At 62.8% G+C, this 15294-nt stretch carries 14 protein-coding genes and 1 riboswitch; of the genes, 9 read left to right on the forward strand and 5 right to left on the reverse strand.

The window, feature by feature from the left end; all coding sequences use genetic code 11:
* Window positions 1-2: 2 nt before the first annotated feature.
* The 4 genes from AC1DYO_RS17425 to AC1DYO_RS17440 all read right to left on the reverse strand — a co-directional run bounded on the left by AC1DYO_RS17425 (window position 3) and on the right by AC1DYO_RS17440 (window position 6680).
* Complete coding sequence (locus AC1DYO_RS17425; RefSeq protein ID WP_477265255.1) at window positions 3-401, reverse strand: nuclear transport factor 2 family protein; 399 nt, start codon at window positions 399-401, stop codon at window positions 3-5.
* A gap of 113 nt (window positions 402-514) precedes the next feature.
* On the reverse strand, window positions 515-886 hold the full coding sequence (locus AC1DYO_RS17430; RefSeq protein ID WP_477265257.1) for a glyoxalase superfamily protein: 372 nt from the start codon (window positions 884-886) through the stop codon (window positions 515-517).
* A 149-nt stretch (window positions 887-1035) separates the two neighbouring features.
* Window positions 1036-4563 (reverse strand): DNA polymerase III subunit alpha, encoded by a 3528-nt coding sequence (gene dnaE, locus AC1DYO_RS17435; protein WP_477265259.1) that lies wholly within the window; start codon window positions 4561-4563, stop codon window positions 1036-1038.
* Window positions 4564-4667: 104 nt separating this feature from the next.
* Window positions 4668-6680, reverse strand: coding sequence for an acetyl-CoA carboxylase biotin carboxylase subunit (locus AC1DYO_RS17440; RefSeq protein ID WP_477265261.1), 2013 nt, complete (start codon window positions 6678-6680; stop codon window positions 4668-4670).
* Between the two features lie 238 nt (window positions 6681-6918).
* On the opposite strand from AC1DYO_RS17440, the gene AC1DYO_RS17445 reads away from it, so the two are divergent.
* The 7 genes from AC1DYO_RS17445 to AC1DYO_RS17475 all read left to right on the forward strand — a co-directional run bounded on the left by AC1DYO_RS17445 (window position 6919) and on the right by AC1DYO_RS17475 (window position 12142).
* Window positions 6919-8046: an S-(hydroxymethyl)glutathione dehydrogenase/class III alcohol dehydrogenase gene (locus AC1DYO_RS17445; RefSeq protein ID WP_477265263.1), complete on the forward strand. Its 1128-nt coding sequence runs from the start codon at window positions 6919-6921 to the stop codon at window positions 8044-8046.
* A gap of 66 nt (window positions 8047-8112) precedes the next feature.
* Window positions 8113-8682, forward strand: coding sequence for an S-(hydroxymethyl)glutathione synthase (gfa, locus tag AC1DYO_RS17450; RefSeq protein WP_477265265.1), 570 nt, complete (start codon window positions 8113-8115; stop codon window positions 8680-8682).
* Between the two features lie 63 nt (window positions 8683-8745).
* A complete protein-coding gene (locus AC1DYO_RS17455; RefSeq protein WP_477265267.1) occupies window positions 8746-9213 on the forward strand; it encodes a YaiI/YqxD family protein in 468 nt (155 codons plus the stop codon).
* A gap of 22 nt (window positions 9214-9235) precedes the next feature.
* The gene (locus tag AC1DYO_RS17460; RefSeq protein ID WP_477265269.1) at window positions 9236-9916 is read left to right on the forward strand and encodes a DUF1345 domain-containing protein; all 681 of its coding nucleotides are present in this window, start codon (window positions 9236-9238) and stop codon (window positions 9914-9916) included.
* A gap of 135 nt (window positions 9917-10051) precedes the next feature.
* On the forward strand, window positions 10052-10918 hold the full coding sequence (locus tag AC1DYO_RS17465; RefSeq protein WP_477265271.1) for a cytochrome b/b6 domain-containing protein: 867 nt from the start codon (window positions 10052-10054) through the stop codon (window positions 10916-10918).
* 1 nt (window position 10919) lies between these two features.
* Window positions 10920-11711, forward strand: a complete 792-nt coding sequence (locus AC1DYO_RS17470; protein ID WP_477265273.1) for a molybdopterin-binding protein — start codon at window positions 10920-10922, stop codon at window positions 11709-11711.
* Window positions 11711-12142: a GNAT family N-acetyltransferase gene (locus AC1DYO_RS17475; protein WP_477265275.1), complete on the forward strand. Its 432-nt coding sequence runs from the start codon at window positions 11711-11713 to the stop codon at window positions 12140-12142. Before AC1DYO_RS17470 ends, AC1DYO_RS17475 begins: the two co-directional genes overlap by 1 nt.
* A gap of 100 nt (window positions 12143-12242) precedes the next feature.
* Here the strand turns inward: AC1DYO_RS17475 and AC1DYO_RS17480 are convergent, their stop codons facing one another.
* Window positions 12243-13244 carry a hypothetical protein gene (locus tag AC1DYO_RS17480; RefSeq protein WP_477265277.1) on the reverse strand — a complete coding sequence of 334 codons (1002 nt, stop codon included), beginning with the start codon at window positions 13242-13244 and terminating at the stop codon, window positions 12243-12245.
* Window positions 13245-13574: 330 nt separating this feature from the next.
* A riboswitch (glycine riboswitch) is annotated at window positions 13575-13661 on the forward strand.
* 149 nt (window positions 13662-13810) lie between these two features.
* Between AC1DYO_RS17480 and gcvT the strand changes: the two genes are divergently transcribed.
* Both gcvT and gcvH read left to right on the forward strand, forming a co-directional pair.
* Complete coding sequence (gcvT, locus tag AC1DYO_RS17485; protein ID WP_477265279.1) at window positions 13811-14911, forward strand: glycine cleavage system aminomethyltransferase GcvT; 1101 nt, start codon at window positions 13811-13813, stop codon at window positions 14909-14911.
* Window positions 14912-14916: 5 nt separating this feature from the next.
* Complete coding sequence (gcvH, locus tag AC1DYO_RS17490; protein WP_477265281.1) at window positions 14917-15285, forward strand: glycine cleavage system protein GcvH; 369 nt, start codon at window positions 14917-14919, stop codon at window positions 15283-15285.
* Window positions 15286-15294 lie beyond the last annotated feature (9 nt).

Consider the following 15294-nt stretch of genomic DNA (forward strand, 5'->3'; position numbering starts at 1 on the left):
CCTCAGCCTTCGACCACTTTGCCGTCAGGCCCGACAAGGCGCCAGGCCGAGGCGGTATCGTAGACGAACCGCTCCTCAGCGATCCGGTCGCCGCGCCAGCGCTGCAGCGCCACCTCTTCCAGCCGGCGCACGGTGCCTGTCTTGTCGATACGGTCGAACGTCCAGCGGATGGCGACATGGTCGCCATCGACCAGGAATGTCTGGACCGGATGCGTGTGCATCCTCTCGACCCGGTCGAGCGCGGCCTGCTCATGCGCCATCAGCGTTTCGATGCCGCGGCGCGGGACACCGAGATTCTCCTGCATGGTCGCATCGTCATGGTAGAAGTCGGCGATCGCCTTGACATGGCTGCCTTCGACCACCTCCTTGAGGAAGGCTTCGACGCGTTCGCGGCTGGGCATGGTTGTGTATTCCTTTCACATTCGTGCTCAACGCATGTGGTTCAAAGGAACTTCACTTCAACCATGCGAGGCATGCTGGCCCTATCGGCCGCAATGTCAGGCCCAGAGCAATGTTACGCAGTGATGCGCTGGCCGACATCGATGCGATTGCCGTCGGGATCCTCGAAGACGAAGGCGCGCAAGCCATAGTCATGATCGCGCAAACCTTTGACGATGCGAAGGCCGTGCGCCTTGCAGGCGTCATGCATGGCATCGACGTCTCCGACCACCATATGGGCGACGTTGAAATGCACGGCGCGGTGATCCTTCTGCAGGGTCAAATGCAGTTCGGCGTCATCGCGTTCCAGAATCATGAAGCCGACGGGATTGCCATTTTCGAATGTCTTGGAAAAGCCGAGCGCACCGCAATAGAAGGCGGTAGCCCTTTGCATGTCAGCAACAGGCAGCATGGCGGCGACACGGCCGAAACGGATAGGGTTGGTCATCGTAACCTCGATGTTTTTGGAACCCGCGCCTGCTCCATGGACGGTGCCATGTCAGCATTCCGGTTCCTGATTATCGGTTCGATGAGACGGTGCCCACGCGTTGAAAACTATAGACAATCTGCCGGTAAACGGGCTTTGCCGAAAATCGGCTACACCAGTTCCACCTCGACCACGCCCGGCACGGCGCGCATCGCGGACGCGATCTGCGGCGAGATGCGGTAGCGGTTTGGCAGTTCGATCTCGATTTCGCCCTGGCCGGCGTCCTTGATCAGCACGAAGCTGACCTGGCCCTCGCCTTTCACCGCCAACTGGCCGGCCAGCATGCCGATGGGGGCGGCGTCGCGCACAAAGATACGCAGCGCCTTCTGGATGCGACTGGCCTCGTCCTCCAACGACTGCACGGTTTGGATGCGCAGATTGACGCCTTCGGGCCTATCCTCGGCCGAAACGGTGATCACCACCGAGCGGCCAGGCTCGAGCAGGTCGCGATATTGCGCCAGCCCCTCTGAAAACAGTACGGCTTCATACTGGCCCGACGTGTCGGAAAAGGCGATGACGCCCATCTTGTTGCCGGTTCGGGTCTTGCGCTCCTGCTTGGTGGTGACGGTGCCGGCGAGCCGCCCGGCCGCAGCCCCGCGCTTGACCGCGGCCGAGAACTCGCCCCAGTTCTGCACCCGCATCTTCTGCAGCGCCGCCTTGTACTCGTCGAGCGGATGCGCCGAGAGATAGAAGCCGACCACCTGGAATTCGCGATGCAGCCGGTCGGCGGCAAGCCAGGGATCGGTCTGCGGCAGGTTGAGCGCCTGCGACTGCGCACCCAGCGAAGCGCCGAAGATATCGTGCTGCCCCGAGATCGCATTTTGCTGCGCCAGCGAGGCCAGCCCCATCATCCGCTCGACGCCGGCCATCATCTGGGCGCGGTCATGCTCGAAACAATCGAGCGCGCCGGCCATGATCAGGCTTTCGAAGACGCGCTTGCCGACGATCTTCGGGTCGACCCTCTCGCAGAAATCGGCGAGGTTCTTGAACGGTTTTTCGCCGCGCATCGCGACGATGTGCTCGACCGCCGCGTCGCCAACCCCTTTCAGCGCCGCAAGCGAATAGTAGATGCGATTTTCGCCAACCTCGAAATTGCGGAAGCTGGTCATCACCGATGGCGCCACCACCTCGATGCCGAGACGCAGCGCATCCTGGCGGAAATCGGCGAGCTTGTCGGTGTTGCCCATGTCGAGTGTCATCGACGCCGCCAGGAATTCGACAGGATAATGCGCCTTGAGAAAGGCCGTCTGGTAGGACACGACGGCGTAGGCGGCAGCGTGCGATTTGTTGAAGCCGTAGTCGGCGAATTTGGCCAAAAGGTCAAAGATGAAGTCGGCCTGCGGCTTGCCGACGCCGCGCTCGACGGCGCCGGAGACGAAGCGCTCGCGCTGCTTGTCCATCTCGGCGCGGATCTTCTTGCCCATGGCGCGGCGCAGAAGATCGGCTTCGCCGAGCGAATAGCCCGACAGCTCCTGCGCGATCTGCATCACCTGTTCCTGGTAGACGATGACGCCTTGCGTCTCCTTCACCAGATGGTCGATCTTGGGATGGATCGAGGCCATCTCCTCCTCGCCATGCTTTCTGGCGTTGTAGGTCGGAATGTTCTCCATCGGGCCCGGACGATAGAGCGCCACCAGCGCGATGATGTCCTCGATGCAGTCGGGCCGCATGCCGATCAGCGCCTTGCGCATGCCGGCACTTTCCACCTGGAACACGCCGACCACTTCGCCGCGCGACAGCATGGCGTAAGTGTCGGGATCATCGAGCGGGATCGTCGCCAGGTCGATCTCGATGCCACGCCGGCGGATCAGCTTCACCGCCGTCTCCAGCACCGTCAGCGTCTTCAGGCCGAGAAAGTCGAACTTCACCAGCCCGGCCTGCTCGACATATTTCATGTTGAACTGGGTGACCGGCATGTCGGAGCGCGGATCGCGGTACATCGGCACCAGTTCCGACAGCGGCCGGTCGCCGATGACGATGCCGGCGGCGTGCGTCGAGGCGTGGCGGTAGAGCCCTTCCAGTTTCTGCGCCATATCGAGCAGCGTCTGGACGATCGGCTCCTTCTCGGCCTCCTCGGCAAAGCGCGGCTCGTTGGCGATGGCGTCCGCCAGCTTGACCGGATTGGCCGGATTCTGCGGCACCATTTTGGACAGCTTGTCGACCTGGCCATAGGGCATCTGCAGCACGCGGCCGACGTCGCGCAGCACCGCGCGCGCCTGAAGCGTACCAAAGGTGATGATCTGGCCGACCTGGTCGCGGCCGTATTTCTGCTGGACGTAGCGGATCACTTCCTCGCGCCGGTCCTGGCAGAAGTCGATGTCGAAGTCGGGCATCGACACGCGGTCCGGGTTGAGGAAGCGCTCGAACAGCAGCGAGAAGCGCAACGGGTCGATGTCGGTGATGGTCGTCGAATAGGCAACCAGCGATCCAGCACCCGAACCGCGGCCCGGCCCGACCGGAATGCCTTGCGCCTTGGCCCATTTGATGAAGTCGGCGACGATCAGGAAGTAGCCTGGGAATTTCATCTTCTCGATGATGGAGAGCTCGAAATCGAGCCGCTCGCGATACTGCTCGACCGTGTAGCCCGCAGTGGGTCCATGCGCCGCCAGCCGCGCCTCCAGCCCCTCTTGGGCCTGGCGCCGCAGTTCGTCGGCCTCCGCCTTCAGCGCCGCCTCATTGTCGGCGACGTCGCCGCCGGTAAAGCGCGGCAGGATCGGGTTGCGGTTCTTCGGATAGTAGGAGCAGCGCAGCGCGATCTCGACGGTGTTGTCGATCGCCTCCGGCAGATCGGCGAACAGCCGCGCCATGTCGGCCTGGCTGCGCAGGAAATTGTCCGATGTCAGCCGGCGGCGATTGTCTGCTGCGACCACCGAGCCTTCGGCAATGGCGATCAGCGCATCATGCGCGTCATAGTCGTCGCGGGCGGAGAAGAACGCCTCGTTGGTGGCGACCAGCGGCAGGTCATGGGTATAGGCAAGATCGACCGATGATTTTTCGATAGCGCGGTCATAGCCGGAAACCCGGTCCAGCTCGACATAGAGCCGGTCGCCAAACAGCGCCTTGAGCGCCAGCAGCCGTGTTTCGGCAAGATCGCGGCGGTCCTCTTTCAGCGCCCGGCCGATCGGGCCGCGCGGCCCGCCGCTGAGGCAGATCAGGCCCTCGCTATGCCCCTCCAGCATTGCCGACGTCAGATGCACCGCCTCGCCGGGCGGCGTCTCCAGATAGACCTGGCTGACCAGCCTGACGAGGTTGCTGTAACCGACCTCAGTGGCGGCGAGCAGCACCACGGCATGCATCTCCGGCCCATGGCGGCGGCGGTCGCGCTGCGCGTCGCTGGTCTCACCGGAAAAGGCGAGATCGATCTGGCAGCCGATGATCGGCTGGATGCCTTCCTTCACCGCCTTCTGGGCGAACTCCAGCGCGCCGAACAGATTGTTGGTGTCGGTGACGGCGATTGCCGGGCACTCGTCCTTGACGGCATGACCAACCACGGCACCGACCTGCAAGGCGCCTTCGAGCAGCGAGTACGCCGAATGCACGCGCAGATGGATGAACGGCCGCGCCGGTGCCTCCGGGCGCGCTGCGGCAATCGCTGCTTCGCGCTTCAGGGGATCGCGTGGAAGTTTGTCATCCGCCATGATTTCTCGCGCTGCCTAGGGCTTTGAGTCGATGGAGATGTATTGTCCGGGACCGCGCGATACCAGTCCAGCACAAACGGTCCCCGACCACAGCATTCCAGCCTTTAGGCGAATTCCATGATTACCGCGTCCACGGCCAGGCTGTCCCCCGGCTTGGCGTTGAGCTTCGACACAACAAGATCACGGTCGGCGCGCAGCACGTTTTCCATCTTCATCGCCTCGACCACTGCCAGCGTCTCGCCGGCCTTGACCTCCTGGCCCTCGGCCACCGCGATCGACACGACCAGACCCGGCATCGGGCAAAGCAGCATCTTCGACGTGTCCGGCGCCACTTTCTCCGGCATCAGCCGTTCGAGCTCCGCCGTACGCGGCAGCATGGCGCGCGCCGTCACCGACATGCCTTTCCAGGCGATGCGCAAGCCATTCGGCAGCGCCCGGATCTGCGCGGCGACCTTGCGCGCACCAACCGTGCCGCGCCAGATCAGATCGCCCGGCCGCCAGTCGGAAGTCACCGTCAGCGCCTTGCCGCCGTCGACCGACAGGTCGATTTCCATCGGGATGGAGATCATGCCTTCGAGGATCGCAGCCTGGAGATAGTCCTCACCGATCTTCGCCACCCAGTCGCGCTTGAGCGCGCCTGAATGCGGCGCCAGCCGCCCGCCCAGCCGATCGAGCCGGTCGCGACGCAAAAGCTCCACGGCCGTAGCGATCGCCGCCAGCACCGCCTTTTCGTCGGCGTCAGGCACGATCGGCGCAAAGCCGTCCGGATATTCCTCCGCGATAAAGCCCGTCGATATCCGCCCTTCGCGCCAGCGCGGATGCTGCATGAGTGCCGCCAGGAACGGAATGTTGTGCTCGATGCCGTCGACGACAAAACTGTCGAGCGCTTCCGACATGGCATCGATCGCCTCGATACGCGTCGGCGCCCAGGTGCAGAGCTTGGCCACCATCGGGTCGTAGAACATCGAAATCTCGGAGCCCTCGGTGACGCCGGTGTCGTTGCGGATGACGACATCGCCGAACGTGCCCTCCTCCGGCGGCCGGTACCGCGTCAGCCGGCCGATCGACGGCAGGAAATTGCGATAGGGATCCTCGGCATAGAGGCGGCTTTCCACCGCCCAGCCGTTCAGCTTGACGTCGCTCTGCTTGATATCAAGCTTTTCGCCGGCGGCGACGCGGATCATCTGCTCGACCAGATCGATACCGGTGATGAGCTCCGTCACCGGATGCTCGACCTGCAATCGTGTATTCATTTCAAGGAAATAGAAGTTCTTTTCAGCGTCGACGATGAACTCGACGGTGCCGGCGCTCTGGTAGTCGACCGCCTTCGCCAACGCCACGGCCTGCTCGCCCATCGCCTTGCGTGTCTTGGCATCGAGGAAAGGCGACGGCGCCTCTTCGGCGACCTTCTGGTTGCGGCGCTGGATCGAGCATTCGCGCTCGCCGAGATAGAGCGCGGTGCCATGCGCGTCGGCCAGCACCTGGATCTCAATATGGCGCGGATCGACGACGAATTTCTCGATGAAGACGCGGTCGTCGCCAAACGAGCTTTTGGCTTCCGAACGCGCCCGGTCGAAGCCGTCGCGCACTTCCGACTGGCTCCAGGCGATGCGCATGCCCTTGCCGCCGCCGCCGGCCGAAGCCTTGATCATCACGGGATAGCCGATCTCGCCCGCGATCTTTTCGGCATGGTCGGCATTCTCGATGACGCCGAGCCAGCCGGGAACGGTCGAAACCTTGGCCGCATTGGCGAACTTCTTCGATTCGATCTTGTCGCCCATCGCCTTGATCGCTTTGGGCTTCGGGCCGATGAAGACGATGCCTTCCGCTTCCAGTGCCTCGCAGAAGGCGGCCCGCTCTGAAAGAAAGCCGTAGCCGGGATGCACGGCCTGCGCGCCTGTCTCCTTGCAGGCGGCGATGATCTTTTCCGGCATGAGATAGCTTTGCGCGGCGGGCGACGGGCCGATATGGATGGCTTCGTCGGCCATTTCGACATGCACGGCGTCGCGATCGGCGTCGGAATAAACTGCTACTGTGGCGATGCCCATCTTGCGCGCCGTCTTGATGACGCGGCAAGCGATCTCGCCGCGATTGGCGATCAGGATTTTCGTGAACATCGAAGGCGTTTCCTCGGGTCTTTCGTCCTTCTTATGGGCTTCGGCAGCCGGGCTCAAGCACCGCCCGGCCGCGCTCCCATCAAGACACTTCCGGCACGCCGGACCCGTGCCGCGAGACGAAGGTCGGGATCGCCGACGACTAGGCCAAGATTTGCGCCATATTTGGTCGCCAAATCGGGTTGAAACAGTATAAAAATCCTGAAAGCCTGAAGACCAATCGCTTGGGAGGAATTGCCTGATGAAAACCCGCGCCGCTGTCGCTGTCGCCGCCGGAAAGCCGCTGGAGATCATGGAGGTCGACCTCGACGAACCGCGCGAGGGCGAGGTGCTGGTCGAGATCAAGGCGACCGGCATCTGCCATACCGACGAATTCACTTTGTCAGGTGCCGATCCCGAGGGTCTGTTCCCGGCGATCCTTGGCCATGAAGGTGCCGGCGTCGTCGTCGATGTCGGCAAGGGTGTCACCTCGGTCAAGAAGGGCGACCATGTCATCCCGCTCTACACGCCGGAATGCCGGCAGTGCCCGTCCTGCCTGTCCAGGAAAACCAACCTCTGCACCGCCATCCGCGCCACGCAGGGCCAGGGCCTGATGCCGGACGGCTCGTCGCGCTTCTCGATCGGCAAGGACAAGATCTTTCACTATATGGGCTGCTCGACCTTCTCCAATTTTACGGTCTTGCCCGAGATCGCGGTGGCAAAAGTCAACCCGGACGCGCCCTTCGACAAGATCTGCTACATCGGCTGCGGCGTCACCACCGGCATTGGCGCTGTCATCAACACCGCCAAGGTCGAGCAAGGCGCGACCGCTGTCGTCTTCGGCCTCGGGGGCATTGGCCTCAACGTCATCCAGGGCCTGAAGCTTGCCGGCGCCGACATGATCATCGGCGTCGATCTCAACAACGACAAGAAGGCATGGGGCGAACGCTTCGGCATGACGCATTTCGTCAATCCGAAGGAGATCGACGGCGACATCGTCCCGCACCTCGTCAACATGACCAAGCGTGGCGCCGACCAGATCGGCGGCGCCGATTACACATTCGACTGCACCGGCAACACCAAGGTGATGCGCCAGGCGCTGGAAGCCTCGCATCGCGGCTGGGGCAAATCGGTTGTCATCGGCGTCGCGGGTGCTGGCCAGGAGATTTCGACCCGACCGTTCCAGCTGGTCACCGGCCGCACCTGGATGGGCACCGCCTTCGGTGGCGCGCGCGGCCGCACCGACGTGCCGAAAATCGTCGACTGGTACATGGACGGCAAGATCCAGATCGATCCGATGATCACCCACATGCTGAAGCTCGAGGACATCAACAAGGGTTTTGATCTCATGCATGAGGGCAAGTCGATCCGAAGCGTGGTGGTTTACTGAGGAGAAAAGCCGCCGACCGAAGGGCCAGCGACTGAAGTTGCACGGGTTCAACAAGGGAGGAATAAAATGCCTGAAAAACTGCATCCCAAAATCGACAATGGCTTGCCCAAGGAGAGCGCCAGCTTTGCCGGCGGCACGCTGGTCTGCGCCTGCACCAGCAAGCCGGTGAAGGTGAAGGTCAAGGGCCAGATCGCCCACAACCATGCCTGCGGCTGCACCAAATGCTGGAAGCCGGACGGCGCGGTGTTCTCGGTCGTGGCGGTCGCCGGCACCGGCGATGTCACCGTCATCGAGAATGGCGACAAGTTGAAGGTGGTCGACCCCTCAGCGACGATCCTGCGCCATGCCTGCACCGGCTGCGGCGTCCACATGCACGGACCGGTCGAGCGCGACCATCCGTTCAAGGGCCTGTCCTTCATCCATCCCGAGCGTTTCGAGGAAGACGGCTGGTCGCCGCCGGGCTTCACCGCTTTCGTCTCGTCGATTATCGAATCCGGTGTCGACCCCAAGCGGATGGACGGTATTCGCGCGCAGTTGAAATCGATCGGGCTCGAACCCTATGACTGCCTGAACCCCGGTCTGATGGACTATATGGCCACCTGGACGGCGAAGAAGTCGGGCGCCCTGCCGGCCTGACAGAGCGAGATTTCTGGCATGGGCCGGGTAACATACCGGCCCCATGTTCGTTTTGGAGAGACAATGCCTGCACCCGCCATCTATGTCGACGCCGACGCTTGCCCGGTGAAGGCCGAAGTCGAAAAGGTCGCCGAGCGCCATGGCGTCGTCGTTACTTACGTCTCCAATGGCGGCCTTCGTCCGTCACGCGATCCGATGATCCGCAACGTCGTGGTGTCCAAGAGTGCCGACGCCGCCGATGACTGGATCGTCGACAATGCCAAGGCCAACGACATCGTGATCACCGCCGACATCCCGCTTGCGGCCCGCACAGTCGCGCTCGGCGCGCATGTGCTCGGCCCAACCGGGCGGCCGTTCACGCCCGAAACCATCGGCATGGCGGTTGCGATGCGGGATCTTAAACAGCATTTGCGCGAGACCGGCGAGAGCAAGGGCTACAATGCCAGCTTCGCGCCGCAGGACCGTTCGCGCTTCCTGGGCGAGCTCGACCGCATCTTGCGGCGAGCGTTGAAATCCGTCACACCGGGCTAGAAACGGCGCCAGGGGCCGGACTATGGCGACAGATATCCCCGTCACGAACCCGCTGCACCGGCACAAGCAATTCCTGGTGTCGGCCTGCGTCGGCCTGCCGGCATTGGTTATCGCGCTGATCGCGGGCTTGCCGCTTGCCTATTCCGTCTCGGTCGCTGCCGACGCCTTCTTCGTCGTCTTCATTGCGCTGGTCATCGCCAAGATGCCGCTGCTGTCCGGTCGCTATCTCAGCAAGAATGCGCGCGAGGTCGACCTGCCGGTGCTGGGCATCTTTGCCATCACGCTCGGTGTCGTCGGCATCGCCATCGTCCTTTTGTTCCTGCTGATCAACCACAAGGACCGCGACCCGATCGAACTCGGTATCGCCATGCTGTCGATCCCGCTGGGCTGGTTCACCATCCACTGCCTGGCGGCACTTCACTATGCGCATGTGTACTGGATGGACGGCGACGCGATCGATGCCGAGACCAAGAAGAAGATGCCGGTCGGCGGCCTCGATTTTCCCGGCAGCAAACGGCCGGATGGCTGGGATTTCCTCTATTTCGCGACGGTGATCGGCATGACCGCGCAGACCGCCGACACGGCAATAACCACCTCGCATATGCGCCGCGTCGTGCTTGTCCACTCGATTCTGTCGTTCTTCTTCAACACGGTCATCGTCGCCGCCGTGGTCAATCTCGCGGTCAGCTTGGGCAACCCGTAACAATCCGTGCCCGTAATAAAAACGTGATCGCATGAAACATCGCTTTCGATAGCGACGTATTGGGAGGACAAGGACGAGCGCGGCCATGCCAGGATCGCGCAGCCGGAAGGCGAGGAAAAGATGGAAACCATTGCCATGAGCCAGGCCATCGCCGAGGCGGATACCACCGCGCCGAAGGATGCGACGCTGATCTACCGGCAATCGCGCTGGACGCGTCTGACGCACTGGCTGTGGGCCATCTCGCTGTTCTTCATGTTGTTGTCCGGCCTGCAGATCTTCAACGCCCGCCCGCAGCTTTACATCGGCAAGCAATCCGGCTTCGGCTACAACAACACCGTCTTTGCCATCGGCGCCGAAAACACCGTCACCGGCCCCCGCGGCTATACCGAAATCTTCGGCCATCGCTTCGACACCACCGGTGTGCTCGGCTGGTCCGGCCCCGCCGGCCAGGAAACCTCGCGCGGCTTTCCGTCCTGGGCGACCATCCCGTCTTACTACGATCTCGGCACCGCCCGCGTCGTGCATTTCTTCTTCGCCTGGATACTGACCACCACACTGGTGGTCTGGCTTGTCGCCAGTCTCATCAACGGCCATCTGCGCCGCGATCTGGCGCCGCGCCTGGACGATCTCAAGCGCCTGCCGCAGGACATCGTCGACCACGCCAAGCTCAGGTTTCACCACACCCGTGAATACAACACGCTGCAGAAAATGGCTTACGGCGGCGTGCTGTTCGTGCTGTTGCCGCTGATGATCATCACAGGCCTTGCCATGTCGCCGAGCATGAACTCGGTGCTGCCCTGGCTCAATGAACTGCTCGGCGGAAGGCAGACAGCGCGCACTATCCATTTCACGGTGATGGTGCTGCTGGTCGGCTTCTTCATCATCCATATCGTGATGATCCTCGCTGCCGGCCCCATCAACGAACTGCGCTCGATCATCACCGGCTGGTACCGCACCGATCCTCCCGCGCATGACGACAAGCCCGCCGAGAGGAGCATCTGACATGGCCAAATTCCAGATCAGCCGCAGAAAATTCCTGACTTCGGCCAGCCTCGGCGTTTCCGGCATCATGCTGTCGGGCTGCGATGCCTTCGACAGCCAGCTTGGCATGGGAGACGGCCTGCGCAGTTTCCTCGAAAATGCCAATGGCCTGACCTATCGGGCTCAACGGCTGCTGGCCGGCCGCGATGCGCTGGCACCGGAATTTTCCGAGGCCGACATCCGCCAGCCGCAGCGCCCGAACGGCGTCACCGCGCCCGACGACGACACCTACAAGGGCCTGCTCGCCAACAATTTCGCCGACTGGCGGCTGGAAGTGACGGGCCTGGTCGAAAAGCCGCTGTCGCTCAGCCGCGAGCAGTTGCAGAACATGCCGAGCCGCACTCAGATCACCAGGCATGACTGCGTCGAGGGCTGGAGCTGCATCGCCAAATGGACCGGCACACCGCTGTCGCTTGTGCTCGATCAGGCCGTGGTCAAGCCTGAGGCTCGCTACGTCATGTTCCATTGCCTCGATACGATCGACCGCAGCCTCTCCGGCGAGGTCAAATACTATGGCACCATCGACCTGATCGATGCCCGCCATCCGCAGACGATCCTCGCCTATGGCTTGAACGGCAAGCTGTTGCCGGTCGAAAACGGCGCACCGCTGCGCGTCCGCGTCGAGCGCCAGCTCGGCTACAAGATGCCGAAATATCTCTACAAGATCGAGTTGGTCGACAGCTTTGCCAATGTCGGCGGCGGCCGCGGCGGCTATTGGGAAGACAATGGCTACGACTGGTATGGCGGGATTTGATGGCAGCTCGCCTGCAAGCCGAGCACGATCTGTCACCCACCGAACTGAATGCTCTCGAGGAACGTCTCCACGCAGAAAATCGTCGTGTCACAAACTGCGACGATGATCGGCAGCTGGCCTTTGTCCTCCGCAACGAGGCGGGAGACGCGATCGGCGTTGCCGCCGGCTATTCCTGGGCAGGCACGTCCGAACTCACATTGATGTGGATTGAGGAGACCCATCGATGTCGCGGCTACGCAAGGCAGTTGCTCGACGCGTTTGTCGCCGAGGCCGTCAGCCGCGGTGTATGCAAGATTTGGGTCTCCAGCCATGACTTCCAGGTGCCAAGCCTATATGAAAAGGCCGGCTTCGAACGCATGGCCGAACTCGCGGACTGGCCCGAAGGCCACTCCAACGTCATCCTATGCAAAACGATAGCAGGGACGGCCTAATGCATGTCGCCCAAAAGTGCGCAGCGGTTTTGGGACAACGACATGCATAAATACAACAACCTAAAGCGCGTCGCATGAGGCCGTTCAGGCGCGACGCGCTTTAGGCCACCTTGTCCAGCAGCGGCTTCAGCGCCGGATGGATTTCCGGCGAGGCGTGCTTGATCAGCGTCAGCAGCGCGCGTTCATTGTCATGCAACGGGCGGCCGGTGCCGATGCGTTCGGCCAGCCATTTCGCCTCGCCGGCGTCGATCGTTTCGGCGCGGCGGGCGAGTGCTTCGGCGGCGCGGTTCTTCGATTCCCACTCGGCCTCGATATCGCCGGGCGAACGATAGGCTTCCATGATGCCGGCGAGTCCGCCCGACACCATGCGCCCGAAGAAGCCGCCGATCTCGGGTTCCGACTGTTCGAAAAAGGCATCCCGGCGCAGCGCCACATCGCGCGTCGGCGCTTCGTAGCCGGCCGAACACATGACGAAATTGGCGATCGCCTTGACGAACAGTTCGTTCCAGGACGGATCATTGTCTGCAGCGGAAGTCTGCTCGTTGATCCTGAACAGCACCTCCGCCTCGGCACGGGTGATGGCGATGTTACCGTCGCCGCCATAGGCATAAAGGATGCAGCGCAACAGCTCGACCTCGGCCTTGGCGACCAGCCCGGGAACCAGCGCGCCGCCGAGCATCAGCGGCCCCTTGCCGTCGACCACGGCATGGGCGACCTGCTCCAGCGCATAGGCCGAGAGCCGGCCGGGCGACGATTTCGCCCGCTCCAGCACATGCACCAGCAGCTCCAGCTCGGTCAGGCTGTCGACCATGCCGTCACGCGAGATGGTGCTCACAAGCCAATTGGCATTGTCCTCGGAGATATAGCCGGCCGGCTTTTCCTGGTGGACGATGTAGTCGGTGACCGCCTCGACGAAGAATTGAGGCCATTCCGAGCATTTGTCCTTGGCCGTGGCATCGAGCGCGAACAGCGCTTCGGCCTCGCCGCGCGTCACCACGCCGTCGGCGAACACGTCGCGACGCAGCATGACCACATCTTCCGCCGTGATGCGATCCTTCGCGCTCAGCCCCGCCACCGGCGCGCTCCCGATCCGTTCGCCCATCTGTCAGTCCCCGTCCGCTGTGTCCCCAGAGTCATTGCTCCCAAAATATCAGCAGTGTCTTGAAAAACCGGCAAACGGCGTGGTTACCGAAGACTTGTCGGCCAGCAGCGCTTTAAGGTGTGTCGAGATTCAGGTCAGGCCGAGCCGAAAGCGCTGGGTTTCGAGAACCGGAGCGGAGCGTACTTAAGTACGTGAGCACCGGAAGCGCAGGAAGCCAGCGCTTGCAGGCCGGCATCACCTGAATATCGATACACCTTTGATGTCGCGGGCAGGTGACAAGGTGTCGCCGACAAGCTATGGATGGCGCGTCGAGGGCTCGGGTCTGAGTCCTACCTGTTTGCGGGAGAGAGCAGCGCGAGCTGCCGCCGAAGGGGAAATCGCCCGAAATCTCTCAGGCAAAAGAACCGTAGACGGGAAAGACACTCTGGAAAGTCGGGGCTTGCCCCCGCGCCGAAGGTGTAAGCGTCGCCGACAGAGTTCCGGTTGCGCGAGTCTCTCAGGCTTCAGACAGAGGGGCACGGACTGGTCGCCAGCAGCGGCCGATTGCGTGCGACTCTGGAGATGACATGACGGGCGACGACACCAAACACCTTCCCCTCGAGGATCTGCACACCGCCGCCGGCGCGCGCTTCGGCGCCTTTGCCGGCTGGTCGATGCCGCTGACCTATCCGGCCGGCGTGATGAAGGAGCATCTTCACACCCGCGAACATGCCGGCCTGTTCGACATTTCGCATATGAAGCTGTTCGAGGTCAGCGGACCGGGCGCTGCAGCACTTCTGAACCGCGCCTGCCCACTCGATGCCGGCGCGCTCGACGTCTCGCAGTCCAAATACACCTTCTTCCTCAATGAAGCCGCCGGGATCATCGACGATCTGATTGTCACCCGGCTCGGCGATACCAGCTTCATGGTCGTCGCCAATGCCGGCAATGCGGTCGAGGACGAGAAGCATCTGCGCGCGCTGGCGACGGATTTCGATGTGAAGGTCGATGCGCTCGACCGCGTCTTTCTCGCCATCCAGGGGCCGGAAGCCTGGGCCGCCCTGTCGCGCGCCGGCATCGAGACCGGCTCGCTGCTGTTCATGCACGGCATCGAGCCGAAGCAGAACTGGTTCATGAGCCGCTCCGGCTATACCGGCGAGGACGGCTTCGAGATCGGCCTGCCGGAAGCGGATGCGCGCGCCCTGGTCGCGAAATTGCTCGAGGATGAGCGCGTGCTGTGGATCGGCCTTGCCGCCCGCGATAGCCTGCGGCTGGAGGCCGGCCTCTGCCTGCACGGCCAGGACATCACGCCGGAGATCGATCCGGCCAGCGCCGGCCTGATGTGGGCGATCCCCAAGGAGATCAGAGCCACTGGCGCCTTCATCGGCGCCGATGCGCTGCGGTCCATCCTGGAGCGCGGTGCCTCGCAAAAACGCGTCGGCCTGAAGCCCGAGGGACGCCAGCCGGTGCGCGCCGGCGCTGCCCTGTTCGATGCCGACGGCAATGCGGCCGGCCATGTCACCTCAGGCGGTTTCGGCCCCTCGGCCGGTCATCCCGTCGCCATGGGCTACGCCACAACGGCCCTGGCCAAGCCGGGTGCAAAACTCTTCGCCGACGTTCGCGGGACGAAAATCCCGATCGATATCAGTTCCTTGCCCTTCACTCCTCATCGCTACCGCAAAGGATAATCCCGATGGCAAAAACCTATTTCACCCAAGATCATGAATGGCTGAGCGTCGAGGGCGGCATCGCCACCGTCGGGATCACTGACTACGCGCAGGAACAGCTTGGCGATCTCGTCTTCGTCGAACTGCCTCAAATCGGCACGAAGCTGAGCAAGGGCGACACCGCCGTGGTCGTCGAATCCGTCAAGGCGGCATCCGACGTCTATGCACCGGTCGATGGCGAGATCACCGACGCCAACGGCGCGCTGTCGTCCGACCCGTCGCTGGTCAATTCGGCGGCGACCGGCGACGGTTGGCTGTGGAAGATGAAGCTCGCCAACGAAGGCCAGCTCGCGGGCCTCATGGATGAGGCCGCCTACAAAACCCATATCGGTTGATATCAGGAC

This window comes from Mesorhizobium sp. P2_F5, assembly GCF_056403715.1.